At 58.6% G+C, this 19,468-nt stretch carries 18 protein-coding genes and 1 tRNA gene; 2 read left to right on the top strand and 17 right to left on the bottom strand.

Going from position 1 to position 19,468, the window contains the following annotated elements; genetic code table 11:
- Nucleotides 1-160 precede the first annotated feature (160 nt).
- From JZX87_RS11490 to JZX87_RS11460, 7 genes are all read right to left on the bottom strand, one after another.
- Entirely contained in the window at nucleotides 161-1,003 is an 843-nt protein-coding gene (locus JZX87_RS11490; protein WP_206825529.1) for an MBL fold metallo-hydrolase, read from the bottom strand.
- A 3-nt stretch (nucleotides 1,004-1,006) separates the two neighbouring features.
- Complete coding sequence (locus JZX87_RS11485) at nucleotides 1,007-1,789, bottom strand: TatD family hydrolase (RefSeq protein ID WP_206825528.1); 783 nt, start codon at nucleotides 1,787-1,789, stop codon at nucleotides 1,007-1,009.
- Between the two features lie 73 nt (nucleotides 1,790-1,862).
- Nucleotides 1,863-3,419, bottom strand: a complete 1,557-nt coding sequence (gene metG / locus JZX87_RS11480) for a methionine--tRNA ligase (protein WP_206825527.1) — start codon at nucleotides 3,417-3,419, stop codon at nucleotides 1,863-1,865.
- A gap of 117 nt (nucleotides 3,420-3,536) precedes the next feature.
- The gene (locus JZX87_RS11475) at nucleotides 3,537-4,568 is read right to left on the bottom strand and encodes a DNA polymerase III subunit delta' (protein ID WP_206825525.1); all 1,032 of its coding nucleotides are present in this window, start codon (nucleotides 4,566-4,568) and stop codon (nucleotides 3,537-3,539) included.
- Nucleotides 4,565-5,227, bottom strand: a complete 663-nt coding sequence (tmk, locus tag JZX87_RS11470) for a dTMP kinase (protein WP_206825524.1) — start codon at nucleotides 5,225-5,227, stop codon at nucleotides 4,565-4,567. The genes JZX87_RS11475 and tmk overlap by 4 nt, the downstream gene beginning before the upstream one ends.
- Nucleotides 5,228-5,314: 87 nt before the next feature.
- Complete coding sequence (locus JZX87_RS11465; RefSeq protein WP_206825522.1) at nucleotides 5,315-6,481, bottom strand: D-alanyl-D-alanine carboxypeptidase family protein; 1,167 nt, start codon at nucleotides 6,479-6,481, stop codon at nucleotides 5,315-5,317.
- A 165-nt stretch (nucleotides 6,482-6,646) separates the two neighbouring features.
- Nucleotides 6,647-7,765: a septal ring lytic transglycosylase RlpA family protein gene (locus tag JZX87_RS11460; protein WP_206825521.1), complete on the bottom strand. Its 1,119-nt coding sequence runs from the start codon at nucleotides 7,763-7,765 to the stop codon at nucleotides 6,647-6,649.
- A gap of 379 nt (nucleotides 7,766-8,144) precedes the next feature.
- Here JZX87_RS11460 and JZX87_RS11455 point away from each other — a divergent pair.
- Nucleotides 8,145-8,234 (top strand) — tRNA-Ser (locus tag JZX87_RS11455).
- A 122-nt stretch (nucleotides 8,235-8,356) separates the two neighbouring features.
- Here JZX87_RS11455 and JZX87_RS11450 read toward each other — a convergent pair.
- From JZX87_RS11450 to JZX87_RS11440, 3 genes are read right to left on the bottom strand one after another with little or no spacing between them, the layout of a single operon-like run.
- Entirely contained in the window at nucleotides 8,357-9,022 is a 666-nt protein-coding gene (locus tag JZX87_RS11450; protein WP_206825520.1) for an NAD-dependent epimerase/dehydratase family protein, read from the bottom strand.
- 59 nt (nucleotides 9,023-9,081) lie between these two features.
- On the bottom strand, nucleotides 9,082-10,116 hold the full coding sequence (locus JZX87_RS11445) for an AraC family transcriptional regulator (protein WP_206825517.1): 1,035 nt from the start codon (nucleotides 10,114-10,116) through the stop codon (nucleotides 9,082-9,084).
- A 12-nt stretch (nucleotides 10,117-10,128) separates the two neighbouring features.
- Nucleotides 10,129-10,980 (bottom strand): oxidoreductase, encoded by an 852-nt coding sequence (locus tag JZX87_RS11440; protein ID WP_206825515.1) that lies wholly within the window; start codon nucleotides 10,978-10,980, stop codon nucleotides 10,129-10,131.
- 690 nt (nucleotides 10,981-11,670) lie between these two features.
- On the opposite strand from JZX87_RS11440, the gene JZX87_RS11435 reads away from it, so the two are divergent.
- The gene (locus JZX87_RS11435; RefSeq protein WP_206825513.1) at nucleotides 11,671-12,930 is read left to right on the top strand and encodes an O-antigen ligase family protein; all 1,260 of its coding nucleotides are present in this window, start codon (nucleotides 11,671-11,673) and stop codon (nucleotides 12,928-12,930) included.
- A 120-nt stretch (nucleotides 12,931-13,050) separates the two neighbouring features.
- On the opposite strand, the gene sufA is transcribed toward JZX87_RS11435, so the two are convergent.
- From sufA to sufB, 7 genes are all read right to left on the bottom strand, one after another.
- Entirely contained in the window at nucleotides 13,051-13,440 is a 390-nt protein-coding gene (gene sufA / locus JZX87_RS11430; RefSeq protein ID WP_206825511.1) for a Fe-S cluster assembly scaffold SufA, read from the bottom strand.
- Nucleotides 13,441-13,516: 76 nt separating this feature from the next.
- Complete coding sequence (locus tag JZX87_RS11425; RefSeq protein WP_206825510.1) at nucleotides 13,517-13,891, bottom strand: SUF system Fe-S cluster assembly protein; 375 nt, start codon at nucleotides 13,889-13,891, stop codon at nucleotides 13,517-13,519.
- A gap of 15 nt (nucleotides 13,892-13,906) precedes the next feature.
- Nucleotides 13,907-15,151, bottom strand: a complete 1,245-nt coding sequence (locus JZX87_RS11420) for a cysteine desulfurase (RefSeq protein WP_206825509.1) — start codon at nucleotides 15,149-15,151, stop codon at nucleotides 13,907-13,909.
- A 204-nt stretch (nucleotides 15,152-15,355) separates the two neighbouring features.
- A complete protein-coding gene (gene sufD, locus JZX87_RS11415) occupies nucleotides 15,356-16,639 on the bottom strand; it encodes a Fe-S cluster assembly protein SufD (RefSeq protein ID WP_206825508.1) in 1,284 nt (427 codons plus the stop codon).
- 19 nt (nucleotides 16,640-16,658) lie between these two features.
- Nucleotides 16,659-17,414 (bottom strand): Fe-S cluster assembly ATPase SufC, encoded by a 756-nt coding sequence (gene sufC / locus JZX87_RS11410; protein ID WP_148148439.1) that lies wholly within the window; start codon nucleotides 17,412-17,414, stop codon nucleotides 16,659-16,661.
- A gap of 108 nt (nucleotides 17,415-17,522) precedes the next feature.
- On the bottom strand, nucleotides 17,523-17,864 hold the full coding sequence (locus tag JZX87_RS11405; protein ID WP_206825507.1) for a GIY-YIG nuclease family protein: 342 nt from the start codon (nucleotides 17,862-17,864) through the stop codon (nucleotides 17,523-17,525).
- Between the two features lie 59 nt (nucleotides 17,865-17,923).
- Nucleotides 17,924-19,393, bottom strand: coding sequence for a Fe-S cluster assembly protein SufB (gene sufB / locus JZX87_RS11400; protein WP_206825506.1), 1,470 nt, complete (start codon nucleotides 19,391-19,393; stop codon nucleotides 17,924-17,926).
- Nucleotides 19,394-19,468: the final 75 nt, after the last annotated feature.

Below are 19,468 nucleotides of genomic sequence, written 5' to 3'. Positions count from 1 at the left end.
TGTCTCCGCGTTATCAAACGCGGGGAGTGTGACAGTCTAACTTTGCTGAATTAGGACATTCTAACTTTGCGGCTACACACAAAGATCGCATAAGATAGATTATGGAACAAACGAATACGGCCGAACTAGCAGAGACTTGCGTAGATCCCTTGAGACGTCCTTACAACTCGCTGCCCGGCACAGCGATCTCGAAACTCAATCCGTCATATGCCGGCTCCACATGATCCGGCGTTTCGTTCATCACTGTCTGATAGTCGAGCAGAATATGCATATGCGTGAGAATGGCGCGCTTTGCGCCAAGGCGTGCGATCCAGTCGAGAGCCTGTTCCACCGACAGATGGCTCGGATGCCGCGTATATTGCAGCGCGTCGATGATCAGCATGTCGAGCCCGGAAAGCCGCTCGATACTTTCTGCCGGAAAGTCGCTGACATCCGTGCAGTAAGCGACGTCACCGATCCTGAAACCCAGCGAATGAACGTCGCCATGGGCCTGCATATGCGCATGGAACCGGATCGGTCCGCCGGCGCCGTCGACCACGATCTCGTCGTTAAGATTGTCGATCAGGACCGGCGTTACGATCGGCGGATAATTTCCGCCGGGCGGCGTTTCCAGGCAATAGCCGAAGCCTTGGTGGATGCGTTCCATCGTCAGCGGATCGGCGTAGATCGGTATCCGGTGCTTCTGCAAGAGAACGTAGCCACGCAGGTCATCGATGCCGTGCAGATGGTCGGCATGGGCATGCGTGTAGAGAACGGCGTCGATGCGCGGCACCCTGGCCACAATCATCTGCTCACGAAAATCTGGCCCGGTATCGACCGCGACGATCGTACGGCCGCCATCCGGAGCGATCTGCTCGATGAGAAAGGCCGTGCGCGTGCGCCTGTTCTTGGGATTTTCGGGATCACAAGCGCCCCAGTCACCATTCAGCCGCGGCACACCCGGAGATGACGAACAGCCCAGAATGGTGAAGCGTCTGCGGTATCCGGTTGCTACCTCTGGCACGCTTTAAAGCCTCGGCATCTTGGAGAAGCAGCGGAACGCGTTTTCCGTCGTGATCGTCGCCATCTCGTCGTAGCTGACGCCATGGACCTCGGCCAGAACCTCGGCCGTATTGACCACATAGGATGGCTCGTTACGTTTGCCGCGCCAGCGCTTCGGTGCCAGGAACGGCGCGTCTGTTTCCACCAGAAGGCGGTCCAGCGGCACGGTCTTTGCTATGTCGCGGATATCCTGGGATTTCGGAAAGGTCAGGATGCCGGAGAAGGATACGTAGCCACCCAGTTCAATACCGGCACGGGCGAGGTCGGGTCCGGCCGAGAAGCAATGCAGGATGAAGGGAAATGCCCCCTTCCCGCTTTCCGCGGTCAGGATTTCGATCATGTCCTCGTCGGCACTTCGGCTATGGATGACCAGCGGAAGTTTTGTGACACGCGCCGCTTCGATATGCCGGGCAAGACCGGTCTTCTGGTCCGCCGGCGTCTGCGTGTCATAGAAATAGTCGAGACCGGCTTCGCCGATCGCCACGATCTTCTCATGTGAATTGGCAAGGCGGATCAGGTCTTCCGCCTGGATATCCAGTTCCTCGCCGGCATTGTTCGGGTGCGTGCCCACAGAGCAGAAAACGGACGGGTATTTTTCAGCAATTGCCAGGAGTGTCTCAAGTTTCTTTACGCGCGTGGAGATCGTCACCATCTGTTTCACGCCGGCGTGATGCGCTCGCTCGATGAGCAGGTCGCGCTCCTCATCGAACTCGGCAAAATCCAGATGGCAATGGGTATCGATCAGCATGGACACGTTATTCAAACCTTGACTGCAATATGGGCAACGGTCCAGCTGATGTGCCGGACCGTCCTTTTCTTTCTCAGGCCGTTGCCTCGGGCGCGACATAACGTGGGAAGACCGGCGTCGGTGCTTCAAGCACGGTGCCCGGCTTCAGGCGCCCGGCCTCACCGAGTGTTGCGAAATCCCGTGCGTCCGGAGAAGCGGCGACCAGATTGAGCAGCTTGGTCGAGGATTCCGGCATGAACGGCTGCAGTAGAATGGCAATCTGGCGCACGACCTCGGCCGTGACATAAAGAACCGTACCCATCCGCTCCGGATCGGTCTTCTTCAGCGACCATGGCTGCTGCCCGGCGAAATAACGATCCGTTTCGGAGACGACTGCAATGATCGCCGCCAGCGCCTTGTGGATCATCTGCTTGCCCATCTCCTCGCGGCAGGTGGCAATCAGCGCGTCGGCGGAAGCTAGCATCTCGCGGTCGGCCTCGGTCAGTTCGCCCGGCGTCGGGATCTGGCCTTCGCAATTCTTGACGATCATCGACAGCGAACGGCTGGCAAGGTTGCCGATACCGTTGGCAAGGTCGGCATTGATACGGATACCGATCGCCTCTTCGCTGCAGAAACCGTCCTGGCCGAACGAGATTTCGCGCATCAGGTAATAGCGGATCGCGTCGAGGCCGAAATGTTCGATCAGTTCGAAAGGATCGAGCACGTTGCCGAGCGACTTCGACATCTTCTCGCCGCCCTTGGCCAGCACGAAGCCATGCGCGTAAACGCGCTTGGGCAGCGGCAGCTTGGCCGACATCAGGAAGGCAGGCCAATAGACCGTGTGGAAGCGGATGATATCCTTGCCGATGATATGCGCATCCGCCGGCCAGAATTTTGCCCGTGGCCCGTTCTCGTCGGTCAGAAGACCGGTTGCGGTCACGTAATTGGTCAATGCGTCGACCCAGACATACATGACATGTTCCGGATCGTTGGGAACCTTCACGCCCCAGTCGAAGGTCGTGCGCGAGATCGAAAGATCCTTCAGCCCGGATTTGACGAAGGAGATGATTTCGTTGCGACGCTCAGCCGGGCCGATGAAGTCAGGCTGTTCCTCATAAAGCTTCAGCAGCCGATCCTGATAGGCCGAAAGCTTGAAGAAGTAGCTCGACTCCTCAACCCACTCGACCGGCGTCCCCTGCCCGCCGTAACGCACGCCGTCGCGAACTTCCGTCTCGTCCTCGGCGTAATAGGCCTCGTCACGAACGGAATACCAGCCGGCATAGCTGTCCTTGTAGATATCGTCATTGTCAGCCATCCGGTTCCACATGATCTGACACGCCTCATGATGGCGCAGCTCGGTGGTGCGGATGAAATCGTCGTTCGAGGCGTTGAGTACCTTGCCCATGGCGCGGAATTCATTGGAATTGCGCTCCGCCAGATCTTCAGGCGAAATGTCTTCCTTGCGTGCGGTCTGCTGCATCTTCTGGCCATGTTCGTCAGTACCGGTCAGGAAGAAGACGTCTTTCCCGTCAAGGCGCTGGAAGCGCGCCATGGCATCGGTCGCGATCAGTTCGTAGGCATGGCCGATATGCGGCTTGCCGTTCGGATAGGAAATCGCGGTGGTGATGTAGAAAGGCGTCTTGTCGGACATCGATACACTCGGAAAATGGTTTTTCGCGGCACAGCGGCGCGGGTCATGCCGCTCTTAGCGCATGTTTGCCTGATGCGAAACCCAAACTTCCTGATGGGAGCCGTTAACGGCCGATCGTCAGGCCGCTTTTGCTGCTTCCAGGATCGACAGAAGCGTCTGTTTCTTGTCGAGATTATAGGCGGTCGACACAGTGATTTTCTCGACGATCTCGCTGACCAGCTTCGCCCGCCGGTCGGCAATCGCCAACTGCCCCTGCAGCGCAGCACGGCGGGCCTGTTCCACGAGATACTCGCTTAAGTGCTCGAGGAAGAAGGTGAAGATCACTTCGCTGTCCTTGCCCGACAGGACATCGGCCAGCCGATGCATGGCCTTGCGTGCAGAAGGTCCCTCTCCGGCGACAATCTCGTCGAATGCGGCGATGATATCGAGCCCGCCATAATTCTTCAGCTTCAGTGCGCGCGAGACGCTGCCCTTGGCCAACCGCTGCACCGACTCGGCCGTCTGGCCGCCGTCGATCGATTGTCCGAGCGCAGTCAGAGACTGGCGCAACTCGCTGTCGCCGAGCGGTGACAGCTTGAGTGTCTGGCAGCGAGAGCGGATCGTCGGCAGAAGCTTGCCGGGCGCGTGCGACAGAACCAGAAACATGGCCCCGCGCGGTGGTTCTTCCAAAATCTTCAGGATCGCGTTGGCCGCATTCCTGTTCAGGTCATCGGCGGGATCTATGATGACGATGCGCCGGTTACCGGTGCCCGAGGTCTGCGAGAAAAAATGCCCTGCCCGCCTTACCTCGTCGACGGTGATTGCACTCTTCACCTTGCCGGTCTTGTCGTCCACAGGCCGCGTCAGGTGCAGCAGGTTATGGGAAGCCCCCGACAGGATCTGCCGGCTGATCGGCGTGGACGGATCGGGATCCGGAATTGTCACCGGGGCAAGCCCCGGCTCTGGATTGGAAAGCACGTAGTTTGCGAACCGGAACGCAAGCGTCGCTTTACCGATCCCTTCCGGCCCCTCGATCAGGATCGCATGATGCGACTTGCCGGTACGATAGCTACGCGCCAGAAACTCCTGCGCGCCCGAATGGCCGAATAGCTGCGTATTTGCAGCCGGGTGAATGGCTCCGTCCAGAACATTTGCGGCTGTATCGCTCACGAGACCTGCTCCGCGACTGACGCCTCAGTCGCCGTTTCCACCAGCGTGAAAATCTCCTCGGCGATTTCGTTTTCCGGCCGACCTGCGTTTATAACCCGGCAGCGTCGTGGCTCGGCCGCCGCAATATCGAGATATGCCTGCCGCCGCTTTTCATGTGTATCGACCTCTTCCTTCTCAAAACGATCGGGCGCGTCACCGCCGCCGCGGCGGCGTGCACGGGCAAGACCTGCCTCGGCCGGAAGATCGAGAATAAAGGTGAGGTCCGGCATGACGCCGTCTGTGGCGATGCGCTGAAGGGCTTCGATGAAGCCTGGCTCGAGATTTCCGGTGACGCCCTGATAGACTCGTGAGGAATCGACGAATCGATCGCAGAGCACGACTGCGCCCGTTTCCAGCGCAGGGCGAATAACCTCTTCGACATGATCGTTGCGGGCAGCGGCAAACAGGATCGCCTCCATGCGCACACCGAAGGTTTCGGCTGCTCCACTGAGGAGAACGTGCCGAACGGCCTCTGCGCCCGGAGATCCGCCCGGTTCGCGTGTCACCAGCACATCGTGACCGGCACGGCGAAGCCGATCGGCCAACCGACGGATCTGGGTCGACTTGCCGACCCCCTCGCCGCCCTCGAAGGTGATGAATATGCCCGAACGATCTGTCACGCTTGTCTTTGAACCTGTCTATGTCTGAAGGGCATATAGCGCATCGGCCAGAAATTCGGAACGACTTTCGGCACGGCTCACGCGGCGTCAAAGCCAGAAGAACAGTAGCTCCATCAGGGCATCGCTTGCCTGAGCCCTGAGACCGCCGACCTCCACAGAAGCTGCAGCCTCAAGCGGGATTTCCCGGATCACCCTGTCGCCTGACGAGATTCGCAAGGTCGCGATCTCCCGTCCCTGGGCGACCGGCGCCCGCAGGGGCCAGTTGTAGACGATCCGTCCAGACAGCCTTTCCGGGTTGGTCTTCGGCGTGAAAATATCGACAGGTTCTCGCGTGACGAGGTCGACCTTGCTTTCGACACCTCCATATATGCTCGCCTGCCCGATCACCTCTCCCGCCTTAAAAACAACCCGGGTCTCGAACGAGGACAATCCCCACTCCAGAATGCGTCTGGCTTCATCTGTCCGCTCCTTTTCCGTGGCAAGGCCGCCGAGGGCGAGGAAGAGGCGCGTATTATCTCTCGCGACCGACGCGGCTAGTGCATAACCTGTCCCTTCGGCAAAACCGGCCCCCAAACCGTCTACCCCCATATTAAGCGACAGAAGCGGGTTCTTGTTGCGCTGGAATATCTTGTTCCAGGCGAAATCCGGCTGCGCATAAAGAGGGTAATATTCCGGATAGTTTCGATAGAGATGCCGCGAAAGCTCGACCAGATCGCGCGCGGTGGTCCAACTTTCAGCATAAGGCAAACCTGTGGCATTGCCGAATGTGGAACGCGCCAGACCGATATCCTTGGCCTTTGCCGTCATGCGGGCCGCAAATTCGCCTTCGGAGCGCGCAATACCCTCCGCCAGAATGATACAGGCGTCATTGGCATTCTGGATGATCACGCCGCGCATCAGGTCGGCCACCGGCACCTGCGATTTCAACGCGGCAAACATTGTTGTCGTACCAGAAGGCGCACCGCCTGTGCGCCAGGCATATTCGCTGACCGGATATAGCGTCTCGGGTGAAATCGCGCCGCTTTTCAATGCATCGAAAACGACTTCCATCGTCATCAGCTTGGCAAGCGATGCTGCCGGAAAGGACTGATTTTCGTTGACAGCCAAGAGCACGGTACCCGTCGCCGCCTCAATGAGATACGCCTGTTTCGCCTTTGTCGCGAAAACGGGCTGCGCTTCCTGCGCCATTACGTTCCCTGCCGCCTGCAATGTGGTCGCAGCCAGCACAAAAACCAGAAGCAGAAAACTTCGCATCATTCCCCCGCAGTCCATCCGATTCATGCTCAGAGTAGCAAGAGGTCTTTTATGGTGAATTAAGAGCGACATGGCATCCGTGAAAACAAAATCACCCCAAAAACCTTTCGGGCTTTCGGGGTGATGAAAAGTCAGTATCGTTTCGTGTGTCGACGATAGTCGGCGTCAATATTTCTGGCCGGGCTTTGGCGGCTCCAGCAGCACGTTGCCGAACATCACGCGTGTAACCTTGCCTTGCTGCGGTTCCGCTGCATAGGCGGTCTCAGTCGTTCGAGCCTGAACCGGTTGCTGAACACGCTGCACCGACTGAACGCGTTGCGCGGGCTTTGGCTGGCTTGGCGCCGACGCATAAGCAACAACGCGCTCCTGCTGGACGGGACGAGCGGCAGGAGCAGCCTTTCGCTCGACAGGCACGGGAGCGGCGCGCGTGACAGATGCGATCTGCGCAGTCTGCTGTTCGAACTTTTCGGCGACCGGGCGCTTGGCGGACGATGCGCTTGGGCTGCGTCCCGCATAGGCGGCCGCCGGCATGGACGAGCCGTAACTCTGCAACTGATCACCAAGGGGCTGGTTAGATGCAACCATTACCCCGCTCGCAATCTGGCCGCCGGGGTTGAACGACGGCAGGCGATCGCCCTTGCGAACATAGGACGCCATCAGGAACGGCATATCCTCGCCATCCATGCGGGCGCGGCCCATATACTGCACGTTCACGCGGCCGGTACCGGTCTGCTTGATGTCGATCATCTCTGCTGTCTTGTCCGAAACGTCGATGATGCGGCCCGGGTGATATGGCCCGCGGTCGTTGACGCGAACGACAACGGACGAACCGGTATCGAGATTGGTTACGCGGGCGTAGCTCGGGAGAGGAAATGTCGGATGCGCAGCGGAAAGGTGCGAGCTGTCATACACTTCGCCATTGGCGGTTAGACGACCGTGGAATGCCGAACCATACCAGGAAGCAAGGCCGGACTTGTTGTAGTTCGGGTCTTCCTTGGGCACGTAGGTCTTGCCCTTGACCTCATAAGGCTGTCCGACCATGAAGCGGCCACCGCCCTTCGGAACAGGCCTGCCGTCCGCAACGACGCGCGGGCTGGCCTTCACGCCATATTCCGACTCGGCAAAATATTCCTTGCCGTGACCCTTCTTCTTCGGGGCTTCAGCCATCTTGGTCGAGGCACAGGATGCCATCGTCGCACACATTACGCTGATCCCAAGCCATTTAGACCAGAGGGAAAGTTTGCCGCCACTCAAACTCAAAACTCGTCCGTCCCTATTTCGCATTGTGCGAATATGATGCAGAGCCTCGCAACCCGTACCATTCGCAACCACAACCCCACCCTCGTGAAACCACTCAGGCCTAATACTGAACAGGTTTTGCTTGGTTCGTGGCAGAAATGCGAACGAAATCTGTGGAATGGTTAAAATTCAGACGGTTATGGTTAATGATTGGTAAATTCAGTTCGTTTTATTGCTGTTCCAATACGCAACACGCCGGAACTTATACTTCGCTTTAACTTCTCCACATGTGACCGTGACAAGAATCACAATCAAGCAAAGCTATAACCCCAACGCGGGACGCATGATTGTCGCCCTTGACGCCCTCCTATCATCGCAGCTGCCGTTGACGGGGCGATCAATGGACGATAAAGCGCAACGGTCTGGATGGGTGGCCGAGTGGTTTAAGGCAACGGTCTTGAAAACCGTCGTGCGGGGAACCGTACCGTGGGTTCGAATCCCACCCCATCCGCCACTCTCATCAAAACGTGCGATTTTACGAACGGGTTATCGCCGATTGCCACCTTTTCCCGTCTAGAGGCAGATTTCGGGGCAAATTCGCGTCAATGGATACGGGCCTGAAGCCCAAAAGAGCTTTCAACGCCCAGACCCGGAAAGACGCCTGAGGCCGTCATTGTCGATGATGGTGACATCAGGATTCACATCGGCGATACGCTTAGCGATCGCATCCGCGACGGTCTCGGCGGGAATGGCTCCGTAGCGGGAGAGCTGGCCGGGCAGAACCGGCGTGAGAGCCGCGAAGATGCTCTGGCCGATCGCCTCCCACATGCGCCGTTCGTTGCGGTTTCCGATGAGAAAACCAGGGCGGATCAGGTCAACCTGCTCGAAGCCGAGACCGATGACCGCCTGCTCGATCTTGCCCTTTGTCTGGAGATAGAAACCGGGACCACCAGCGCCCGCCGAGGTCACAAGAATGAACTTGCGTGCACCAAGCGCCTTTGCGCCTTTCGCCACGGCGAGCACGTAATCATGGTCGACCCGGAACATGGCCGGCTGCGATCCGGCCGTGCGAATGGTCGTGCCGAGGCAGGAGATGGCGACATCGACGCCTTCGGCCGCGATCGGCCGCAACACCCGTTCAGGTGTCTCGCAAAGGTCTTCGTAGTCAATCGCCCGGCCCGGTGCCGATGACCCGCGCCGGATGAGGCTGACGAGATCGATATTGTCGTCTCCGGCAAGCCGTGCAGCCACGAGGCCGCCGACCAAGCCGGTACTGCCGGCGAGAAGAACGCGTTGAGGCATATTGTAGACTCCTTTGGCACGCTAGCGAGCGCCCGACTCTTGATTCAGTGGAGGTCGGCTCAATGGAGACCGGCGGTTCCGGCCGGGCCGAGCCTGTTCATGTTTATTTCACGCCAGCGGTTGGGCGACATTCCCTCCCATTCGCGGAAGGCGCGGTAGAAGGAGGTCGTGTCCTGGTAGCCGAGCAGGCAGGCGACTTCGTCGATGTCGGTCTCCGGATCGGCAAGTAGATGACGGCCCAGATCCCGGCGCGCATCGGACAGGAGGTCGCGGAAGGTCGCGCCCTCCCCGGTGATGCGCCGCTGAAGCGTCCTGTCGCTCATGCCGAGTTGCTTCGCCACGTCGGACAGGCCCGGCTGGCCGCTGGCGAGACTGCGCTTCAGCACGATCTTCACCTGCTCCTTTACCGAACTTTGCGCTTGCAGTTCGCCGAGCGCCGCGCTGAGGGCCGGCGTCAACATCTCCAGCATTTCGGGGTTGTGACCCGGGAACGGTCTGTCGAGGTCGGCCGCATTGAGCACCAGCAGATTGCGCGGTGCGCTGGTGCGGATAGGGCAGCCGAAATACTCCGCATGTGTCGCGCCGGCGGGCCCCGGTCGGGCAAGCTCCAGCCGGCGCGGCAAGATGTGCCGCCCGGTGGCGCGCCTTCCAAGCTCCACCAGCGTAGCGAAGGTTATGTCGACCGAAATCGCAGGCTCCGCGCCAGTGGCGAACGGCCATTCGGCGGATATGGTGCAATCTCCGTTCGCCTCGACGATCTGCAGGTGCTCCGGCGTGCACAGACGCTTGAAGCGCGCGAGCCGGGTCAAGCCGTCGCGATAGTCTCGGGCGTAGAAGGCGGCGAGGCTCGACGGCGGATGGACGGCCGTATCGACAGTCTGAACCATGCGGATGCCAAGTGCTGCATCGCCGGCCAGATCAGCCATCGCCTGCATCAGCGCAAAATACTGCGCCGTGGTGACGAAGGCCTGCGCGCCAAGATGTAGCGTCGCCGGCAGGCGCGCCTGCCGCAGCAGGGCTGCGGGACGGATTCCGAATTGCTCCGTCGCCCGCCAGAAGGCCTGCGGTATCTTGCACTTATCGACCTGCGCCATCGTCAGTTCCTTCTATGCCTTCTGGGTCTTGAGCGCCTTCGAGATACCAGTCGCCATCCGCATCATGCCGTCGAAGGTCCGATCGGACAGCATGCCGCGCATGAAGATCATCGGCTTCGCACCGAAACCGATTGCGTAGCGGGTCTTCGGCCTGGCTGCGGTGACGGCTCTGGCAATGGTGTCGGCGATGATCTGCGGCGGTGACTGGCGCTTGACACTGGCTTCACCGACCATGGATTCCGCCATGGCGTTGGCCTGCACCGCATAGGGACCGTGGCCCGAGGTCTCGCGCAGCTTGTCGGCGGCGATGCCGGCCCATTCGGTCCTGATACCGCCCGGTTCGATTACAACGACATCGATGCCGAAAGGCTGAACTTCCATGCGAAGGCAGTCGCTGATTGCCTCCAGTGCGAATTTGGTGCCGTGATACCAGGCACCAAGTGGGGTATGGATCTTGCCGCCCATCGACGTGATGTTGACGATCGTGCCCGAACGTTGGGCGCGCATGTGCGGTAGGGCCAATTGGATCAGCCGGACCGCGCCAAAGACGTTGACGTTGAACTGGGCGCGCGCCTCTTCCATTTGCACGTCCTCGACGGCACCATAGGAGCCATAGCCGGCATTGTTGACGAGGACGTCGATGCGACCGAATTCGGCGATGATGGCTTCGATCCCGGCCTGCATGGAAGCGTCATCAGTCACGTCCATCGCCAGAATTTTGATACCGGACTGCGTCAGACGCTGCATGTGACCGACACGGCGCGCGGCGCCGTAAACCGTGTAGCCGAGTTCCTTGAGCTTGAGGGCAGTGGATTCCCCGATACCGGAAGAAGCGCCGGTGACAAGTGCGACTTTGTTGGCCATGTGCCGGTTCCTTACGTTGGAAATTGTTGTTTTCAGAGCCCTAACTCGATCAGGCTGCGTATTCTGGAATGCAAATTAGCGGCATCAACACGTCATGGCATTGGCATTATATGCCACATAACTTGCATATCGCGCCAACAGTCTGACGCCACATGCCGCGGTGGTGTCGCGCTCCAGAGTTTGTTGACTGTCTAGGCGTCACAGTCATCGAGAGAGAGAGAGAGAGAGAGAGAGAGAGACAACACCGGCCGACGATGGGTGATGCGACAGACGCTGGCGGGAGGCGGAAAGCGCCACCACTTTTGCATGTGCCTTTCGACACTTACCGAAATGCATTCCGAGCTGAGGGACCGGCAGGTCAGGTCCGCCGAATTTCCGATATAGCAGCCACTTGCTACGCAGACACCGTCCAAAGGCTGCAAACTTCGTTTGGGAGCCAGTGGGCATTCATGAGCAAGCCGACCAAGCGCCTCGCTCACCCCGTCATTAATACAATCCGCCAAAAAACAAGACGTGTCGTTGACAGTCTAATACCTACGTAGAATAAGCTGACTGAATTCATTCATAGGCGACACGATGAAGACAGAGATGCATCCGAATAAGATCGGCGTCACGTGCCTTACTTTTGCACCTCTGGAAATTTGCGCAGACTCGCAAAGCATCAATGCCAACCCTATAAGCTAGGTGGAAATGAAGACTGTCAGCAGCATGAAAGAGCCCTTGGAGGAACTTGAATTTGCTCTTCATCGAGTGCTGATTCATGTCATTCTTATTTGCGACGTCCTTTTTGCATCCCGGATTTATCAAGCGATCGGTCTATTCCTACAGCCGCTAATTTTGGGCAGCTGTGCGGCTATCATCATTTTTTATTGTGCCTATACAGCAATAAGAGGTCACATACTCATACCACTGATGGCCGTTGGTTATGTGGCGCTCGTCATGACACAATTGACTGTGTTCGCAGACAAGCTTTGGCTACCCGTCAATACAAACGCCTTCTTCCAATACATATGGGTGATGTCATTCGTTCCGTTCGCGGGCGTGTGCCTGGCCGGTGGGCGAACCTATCTGCTTAAATGCGTCATCGGCTACGGAACGGGTTATTGCTGCTTTTACGCACTTGTCTCGATCATGCAGATGGCGGGCGTCTTGCCCGGCAAAATTCTGGCCGGACTTGTTTCCGATCTTGATTTCCGGGGCGCGCGGATTTTCCTCTATTCCGGCCTAGCCGCACTCACATATTTCTATTGGCTGGTGCAAATCCGGACACGCGTGACCCGGGTCAGCCTGTCCTTTTTCTTGATATGCACGCTGGCATCATTGCTTTCTCTCTCGCGCGTCTATCTTCTTGTGATCTTCTGCCTCAGCATCGTGTTCATGCTTTCGCCCAGACCCGCTTTTTTACGAATATTGGCTATCTCTGTTCTGGGACTTGGAACCACATTCGTTTTGTCTGGGATGCTGGTTCCCGCCTTCAATCCATTCGATCTGTTTGCAAATGACGCTTCCGGCGCCTATCGAGCGCTGGAATATGAAGTCATGCGCGACCGAATTTTTGCCGATCCCCTATGGGGCTTTGGAATGTCGCCGACGTCAGATGCGTCCAAGCCATTCCTGGGGCCTTATCTTATCTTCCCCGGAGATGTGGGCAGTGTCGGGGTGTGGTTTGAGTTTGGCCTGATCGGCCTAGTCTTGTATCTGGTCATCCTCTGGCGGTGCTCCACTCCACAGCGGTCATTGCCGACGAAATATGGCTGGCCGCTTTTCCTGACCGGAACAATGCTGACGGCTTATGGCGCGATGGCGCCTCTGGCGATCGCCCCAGGTGGGGCGACAATGACAGGATTGATTTTTGGAGTTGGCCTGACGGCTCACGTTCAACAGAGAAACCACAAGCGGCGCTCTCAGCCGCTTTCAGGATCGCTCCGGCAAACCATCTCGGCGCGATAGATGCGCTGCGCGAAGGTGGGGGCTGGTCAGTTTCCTCCCGCGATACGCTGCATTCGGTCTTGGTGCGCAACGCAGCCCGGATGGATTAAAGCGACCGCACTTACCCAAATATGACTTTCGTCAGGCGGTGACGCCAGCTTCGCGTTGTTTTGCGAGTGCGGCAAGATCCGCGGGCTTCAGTTCTACCGATTCGCCGCAGCCGCAGGCGGATGTCTGGTTCGGATTTACGAAAGTGAAGCCCGAACGCATCTTGGTGATTTCGAAATCCATCTGAGTGCCTAGCAGATAAAGAACGGCTGAGGGCTCGATCCAAACCTTTGCGCCGTCATGTTCGATGACGTCATCCTTGGCATTTGCCTCGTTGACGAGGTCGATCGTGTATTCCATGCCGGCGCAGCCGCCTTTCTTGATCCCGACGCGGATGCCTTTGGCATCCGGACCGGAACTGGAAACGATCTCGTTGACGCGGGTTGCCGCCGCATCCGTCATGGTCATCACTGCAAAGCCCATCGGCCATTCCTCTTCCACAACCGGGTTCAAGGCCCGGCGTTTCTGATATTCAATTTAGTCTCGCCGGCTCACGCTATCAATACCAGCCGACCGCGACCTGTGCTTCTTCCGACATGCGCTCCGGCGTCCACGGCGGATCGAATGTCATTTCCACTTCGACGCCGGATACGCCTTCGACGGCGCCGACGGCGTTTTCCACCCAGCCCGGCATTTCGCCGGCAACCGGGCATCCCGGCGCCGTCAGCGTCATGGCGATCTTCACCATGCGGTCGTCTTCGATGTCGATCTTGTAGATCAGGCCGAGTTCGAAAATGTCTGCCGGAATTTCCGGGTCGTAAACGGTCTTCAGCGCCGCGATGATGTCGTCGGACAGGCGCTCCAGTTCATCCGCGGGAATGGCGGATTCGATGATCCCTTCACGGGCATCCCACTTCGGTATGTCTTGGTCCATGGCCTTCAAGTATCCTCAGGCAAAGAAATTGCGGGCGTAATCGAGCGCGTCCGCAAGCGCGTCGACTTCGGCACGGGTATTATACATGCCGAACGATGCGCGGCATGTGGAGGTGACGCCGAAACGTTTCAAGAGCGGCATGGCGCAGTGGGTGCCCGCTCGCACGGCAACGCCGCGGCGATCGATTACCATCGATACGTCATGGGCATGGATCCCGGCAAGTTCGAACGAAAAAATCCCGCCTTTGCCCTGCGCGTTGCCGATGATCCTCAGAGAATTGATCGCAGACAAACGCTCGGTCGCGTATGCCGTCAGATCCGCCTCATGGGCAGCAATTGCGGCGCGGCCGACCTTGTCCATATAGTCGAGTGCATAACCCAGCCCGATCGCCTGCACGATCGGCGGCGTGCCGGCTTCGAAACGGTGTGGCGGGTCGTTATAGGTAACGAATTCCTCGGCCACTTCGATGATCATCTCGCCACCGCCCTGGAACGGCCGCATCTCCTTGAGCCGATCCATCTTGCCGTAGAGCACGCCGATGCCGGACGGACCATAAAGCTTGTGGCCGGTCATCACGAACCAGTCGCAATCGATATCCTTCACGTCGATCGGCATGTGGACGGCGCTCTGGCTGCCGTCGACTAAAACCGGAATGCCGCGTTCGTGGGCGATGCGGCAGATTTCCTTGACCGGCACGACAGTACCGAGCGCATTCGACATCTGCGTGACGGCGACCATCTTGGTCCTGTCCGTCAGCACCTTTTCGAAATCCTCGATATGGAAGGCGCCATCGTCATCCACCGGCACCCAGACGATCTTGGCGCCCTGACGCTCGCGGATGAAATGCCATGGCACAATGTTGGAGTGATGCTCCATGATCGTGATGACAATCTCGTCGCCCTCGCCGATATGCGGCATGCCGTAACCATAAGCGACCGTGTTGATCGCTGCGGTTGAATTGCTGGTAAAGACGATCTCGTCCACCGAACCGGCATTGAGGAAACGTCGCACCTTTTCGCGCGCCGCCTCATAGGCATCGGTCGCGGCATTGGATAGGAAATGCAGACCGCGATGCACATTCGCATATTCGTTTGAATAGGCATCGCTGATCGCGTCGATCACCGCTTGCGGCTTCTGCGCCGACGCACCGTTATCGAGATATACGAGCGGCTTGTTGCCATGCACCATGGTCGACAGGATCGGAAAATCCCGCCTGATCGCATCGACATCATAGGCAGAAAACGGTGTCGTCTGGTCCATGTCAGACCCTTTCATATCGCGCCCTTGGGCAAAATCCCGCAAAGATCGCAGTTATGATCGGCATCGACGTCGCCATCCCCACTGCGTCATCCTCGGCCTTGTGCCGAGGATCCAATCACGCTGCAACCTGATCTACGGTCGCAGATGCTCGGGACAGGCCCGAGCATGACGAAGGAGACGTGCAGCCCCCTCCGCCAATTTTTGTCAGGCGTGCTTTTCAAGCCAGGTCGAGATTACTTCTTCCAGCGGCTCGACCAGCTTTTCCTCTTCCAGCTCTTCGACGATTTCGGCGACGAAGGCGTTGACCAGCATGGCGCGCGCCCTGCTTTCCGGAACGCCGCGGGCCATCAGATAGAAGAGATGGTTGCGGTCGATATCGGCAACCGTCGCACCATGGCCACAGATGACGTCGTCGGCGAAGATTTCGAGTTCCGGCTTGACCGAGAAGTCACCGTCATCGGACATCAGAAGCGTGTTGCACGCCATCTTCGCGTCGGTCTTCTGCGCGTCGGGTGCTACCCGGATCATGCCCTGGAAGACGCCGCTCGCCTTGTCGAACACGACATTGCGGAAGGTTTCCGTCGAGTTGGTATGCGGCACGTTGTGGCCGAGCACCAGCGTGACGTCCGTATGCGTATCGCCGCCGAGCAGGTTGACGCCGCGCAAGGTCAGTTCTGCGCCCTCGCCCTGAACGTCGATGCGCAGTTCCTGACGAACCAGCTTGCCGCCGGCATTGACGACGTAAAGCCGAAGCTTGGCTTCCGTACCGAGCTTGACGCGGATCTGCGCCAGATGGGTGTCGGATGCGCCCTGGTTCTGCAGGATGATCCAGGTAATGTCCGCACCGTCTTCGATCGTCAGGTCACTGATCGAGGACACGAATGCGGCAGCGCCCGTCTCCGAGCGGTGACGCTCGACGATCGTGGCCTTCGAGCCTGCGCCGAAGGATACCGGGAAACGGGTGTGGATCTGGCCCTCGCCATGCGAGACCTGCAACTCGATGACGTCCTCGATCTCCGCATTCGCGGGAATGACGAGCGCCAGGCCGTCACGCACGAACGAACCGTTCAGGCGACCGATCGCATCGTCCTTGTCGAGTGCGGTCAGGCCGGCAACGGCGGAACCGTCGCTCAACTGATCGCGAAACGCGGTGATCGTGACGCCGTCGATTTCGGCATCCGCCTGGGCCACGCCCTGCAGTACCGAAAGCACGGTCGAGCCCTTGACCAGCGGCGCGACGGACGAAACCTTCGTGCCAGCGACCTGCTCCGGTACGGAGCGCAGCAGGTTCTTCAGGTCGGTATAATGCCAGGATTCGATCCGGCGGGTCGGAAGCCCGGCATTCTTCAGGTCGTCGAGAAGACGGTCGCGGGTGCCGGCGACGGCGCCATTGCCCGGCAGGTCGCCGATCTGCGCGGAAAAGGCCTCGACGAGCGCCGTTTCGGCAACCGTGAGCTTGGCCGCTGGCTGGTTAGCTTGAATGTTCATGCCAAAATCCTCCCCGGTCTCAGGCCGCGGTCTCGATCACGTCGGCATAACCGTTGGCTTCCAGTTCCTGTGCCAGTTCCTTGTCACCCGAACGGATGATCTGGCCCTTGTAGAGAACGTGGACGGTATCCGGCACGATGTAGTCCAGCAGGCGCTGGTAGTGGGTGATGACGATGACGGCGCGATCCGGCGAACGCAGTGCGTTGACGCCGTCGGCAACGATCTTCAGCGCATCAATGTCGAGGCCGGAATCGGTTTCGTCGAGGATGCAAAGCGTCGGCTCCAAGAGCGCCATCTGCAGGATTTCAGCGCGCTTCTTTTCACCGCCGGAGAAACCGACATTGAGCGGACGGCGCAGCATGGCCGGGTCGATCTTCAGCTGTTCGGCGGCTTCCTTGACGCGGCGCATGAAGTCAGGTGTCGTCAGCTCGTCTTCGCCACGTGCCTTGCGCTGCTCGTTCATCGCCACCTTGAGGAACTGCATCGTGGCGACGCCCGGAATTTCGACCGGGTACTGGAAGGCGAGGAAGATGCCCTTGGAGGCGCGCTCGGCCGGGTCGAGTTCCAAAATGCTCTCGCCGTTGTAGGTGATGTCACCCTCGGTGACTTCATAGTCCTCGCGGCCCGACAGGATGTAGGACAGCGTCGACTTGCCGGAGCCGTTCGGGCCCATGATGGCGGCGATCTCGCCCGGCTTCACGGTCAGGTTCAGGCCGCGGATGATCTCGGTGCCGTCTTCGGCGATACGGGCGTGCAGGTTCTTGATCTCAAGCATTTCGTTTTCCCATTCATAAGGCGGTTCAAGGGCCGCCCGATAGACCTTGGGGCAGCGAGGCCCCCTCGAATTCCGTCATCCTCGGGCTTGTCCCGAGGATCAAAGCCGTCAGTTGTAGTTGCTCCACCCCTCCGTATTCGGATGCGGGCGATAGATATTCTCAATTTCGTTGATCCGCTCATAGAGATCGACCCAGGTCGGGTTCAAACCTTCTATGAGCTTGATCTTCCATTCACGCAGATAGCGCTTCAGCGATTTCTCCCGCTGTATTGCCAGGACGATATTCGGGTGGCTTTCAAACCAGACCAGATTTTTCGCCTTATACTTCTGCGTAAACCCTTCCTGAATTGCGTTCCGGTGCTCCCAGATGCGACCGTGGAGGTCACTTGTCACGCCGGTGTAAATCACACCTCGCGGTTTATCGGACATCATGTAGACGAAGCCACTCATCCTCTATCCCGCGACAGCAGATCCTCGGGACAAGCCCGAGGATGACGACGTGAAACCTGTTACCCCACACTGCCTTCGAGCGAGATGCCGATCAGCTTCTGGGCTTCCACGGCAAATTCCATCGGCAGCTGCTGGATGACATCCTTGACGAAGCCGTTGACGATAAGCGCGATCGCCTCTTCTTCCGGAATGCCGCGCTGCATGGCGTAGAACTTCTGGTCATCGGAAATCTTCGAGGTGGTCGCCTCGTGTTCGATCTGCGCCGACTGGTTCTTCGCCTCGATGTAAGGAACGGTATGTGCGCCGCACTTGTCGCCGATGAGAAGCGAATCGCAGTTGGTAAAGTTGCGGGCGTTTTCGGCCCGGCGGTGGATCGACACCTGACCGCGATAGGTATTCTGCGAAACGCCGGCGGAAATACCCTTGGAGATGATGCGGCTCGACGTGTTCTTGCCGAGATGGATCATCTTCGTGCCACTGTCGATCTGCTGGTGACCGTTGGACACGGCGATCGAATAGAATTCGCCACGGCTGTCGTCACCACGCAGGATGCAGGACGGGTATTTCCAGGTGATCGCCGAACCGGTCTCGACCTGCGTCCAGGAAATCTTGGAACGCGCACCACGGCAATCGCCACGCTTGGTGACGAAGTTGTAGATGCCGCCCTTGCCTTCCTTGTCGCCCGGGAACCAGTTCTGCACGGTCGAATACTTGATCTCGGCATCATCCAGCGCAACCAGTTCGACGACGGCAGCATGAAGCTGGTTTTCGTCGCGCTGCGGTGCGGTGCAGCCTTCGAGATAGGAGACGTAGGCACCTTCTTCACAGATAATCAGCGTGCGCTCGAACTGACCGGTATTCTTCTCGTTGATACGGAAATAGGTCGACAGCTCCATCGGGCAGCGAACGCCCTTCGGCACGAAGACGAACGAACCGTCGGTGAAGACCGCAGCGTTCAGCGTAGCGTAATAATTGTCCGTCGTCGGCACGACCGAGCCGAGATACTGCTTGATCAGTTCGGGATGCTCGCGGATGGCTTCGGAGATCGACATGAAGATCACGCCGGCCTTCTGCAGTTCCTTCTTGAACGTCGTGACGACCGATACAGAATCGAACACCGCATCGACGGCGACCTTGGAGGTCTGCACGCCGGCCAGGATTTCCTGTTCGCGCAGCGGAATGCCGAGCTTTTCATAGGTGCGCAGAAGTTCCGGATCGACTTCGTCGAGCGATACCGGGCCGGTCACGTTCTTAGGTGCGGCATAATAGTAGATGTCGTTGAAGTCGATCTTCGGGTAATCCACACGGGCCCAAGTCGGCTCTTCCATCGTTAGCCAGCGCTTGTAGGCATCCATACGCCATTCAAGCATCCAGTCCGGCTCCTGCTTCTTGGCCGAAATGAAGCGGATGATATCTTCAGAAAGCCCCTTCGGAGCCTTGTCCACTTCGATAACTGTCTCGAAGCCGTATTTGTACTGATCGATATCGATCCCACGGACCTGATCGATCGTTTCCTGGACAGCAGGCATCTTCAGTCTCCAAATTTTGCCGGTTCAAATTCCGGCAATTCCGTCAGTCTTGCGGGGGAAACAATGCCTCCCCCA

It is taken from the genome of Agrobacterium sp. Ap1 (genome assembly GCF_017313375.1).
Classification (GTDB): domain Bacteria; phylum Pseudomonadota; class Alphaproteobacteria; order Rhizobiales; family Rhizobiaceae; genus Neorhizobium; species Neorhizobium cellulosilyticum.
This window is presented reverse-complemented; position numbering and strand designations above follow the sequence as displayed.

Excerpts from the sequence above, each read along its gene's own strand:
- JZX87_RS11440 (WP_206825515.1), bottom strand. The coding sequence starts at position 10,980 with ATGGCCAACAAAGTCGCACTTGTCACCGGCGCTTCTTCCGGTATCGGG.
- sufD (WP_206825508.1), bottom strand. The coding sequence starts at position 16,639 with ATGAACATTCAAGCTAACCAGCCAGCGGCCAAGCTCACGGTTGCCGAA.
- JZX87_RS11425 (WP_206825510.1), bottom strand. The coding sequence starts at position 13,891 with ATGGACCAAGACATACCGAAGTGGGATGCCCGTGAAGGGATCATCGAA.
- sufC (WP_148148439.1), bottom strand. The coding sequence starts at position 17,414 with ATGCTTGAGATCAAGAACCTGCACGCCCGTATCGCCGAAGACGGCACC.
- JZX87_RS11420 (WP_206825509.1), bottom strand. The coding sequence starts at position 15,151 with ATGGACCAGACGACACCGTTTTCTGCCTATGATGTCGATGCGATCAGG.
- JZX87_RS11485 (WP_206825528.1), bottom strand. The coding sequence starts at position 1,789 with ATGCTGATCGATACCCATTGCCATCTGGATTTTGCCGAGTTCGATGAG.
- JZX87_RS11445 (WP_206825517.1), bottom strand. The coding sequence starts at position 10,116 with ATGGCGCAGGTCGATAAGTGCAAGATACCGCAGGCCTTCTGGCGGGCG.
- sufA (WP_206825511.1), bottom strand. The coding sequence starts at position 13,440 with ATGGGCTTTGCAGTGATGACCATGACGGATGCGGCGGCAACCCGCGTC.
- JZX87_RS11405 (WP_206825507.1), bottom strand. The coding sequence starts at position 17,864 with ATGAGTGGCTTCGTCTACATGATGTCCGATAAACCGCGAGGTGTGATT.
- JZX87_RS11450 (WP_206825520.1), bottom strand. The coding sequence starts at position 9,022 with ATGCCTCAACGCGTTCTTCTCGCCGGCAGTACCGGCTTGGTCGGCGGC.
- sufB (WP_206825506.1), bottom strand. The coding sequence starts at position 19,393 with ATGCCTGCTGTCCAGGAAACGATCGATCAGGTCCGTGGGATCGATATC.
- JZX87_RS11460 (WP_206825521.1), bottom strand. The coding sequence starts at position 7,765 with ATGCGAAATAGGGACGGACGAGTTTTGAGTTTGAGTGGCGGCAAACTT.
- metG (WP_206825527.1), bottom strand. The coding sequence starts at position 3,419 with ATGTCCGACAAGACGCCTTTCTACATCACCACCGCGATTTCCTATCCG.
- JZX87_RS11435 (WP_206825513.1), top strand. The coding sequence starts at position 11,671 with ATGAAGACTGTCAGCAGCATGAAAGAGCCCTTGGAGGAACTTGAATTT.
- JZX87_RS11465 (WP_206825522.1), bottom strand. The coding sequence starts at position 6,481 with ATGCGAAGTTTTCTGCTTCTGGTTTTTGTGCTGGCTGCGACCACATTG.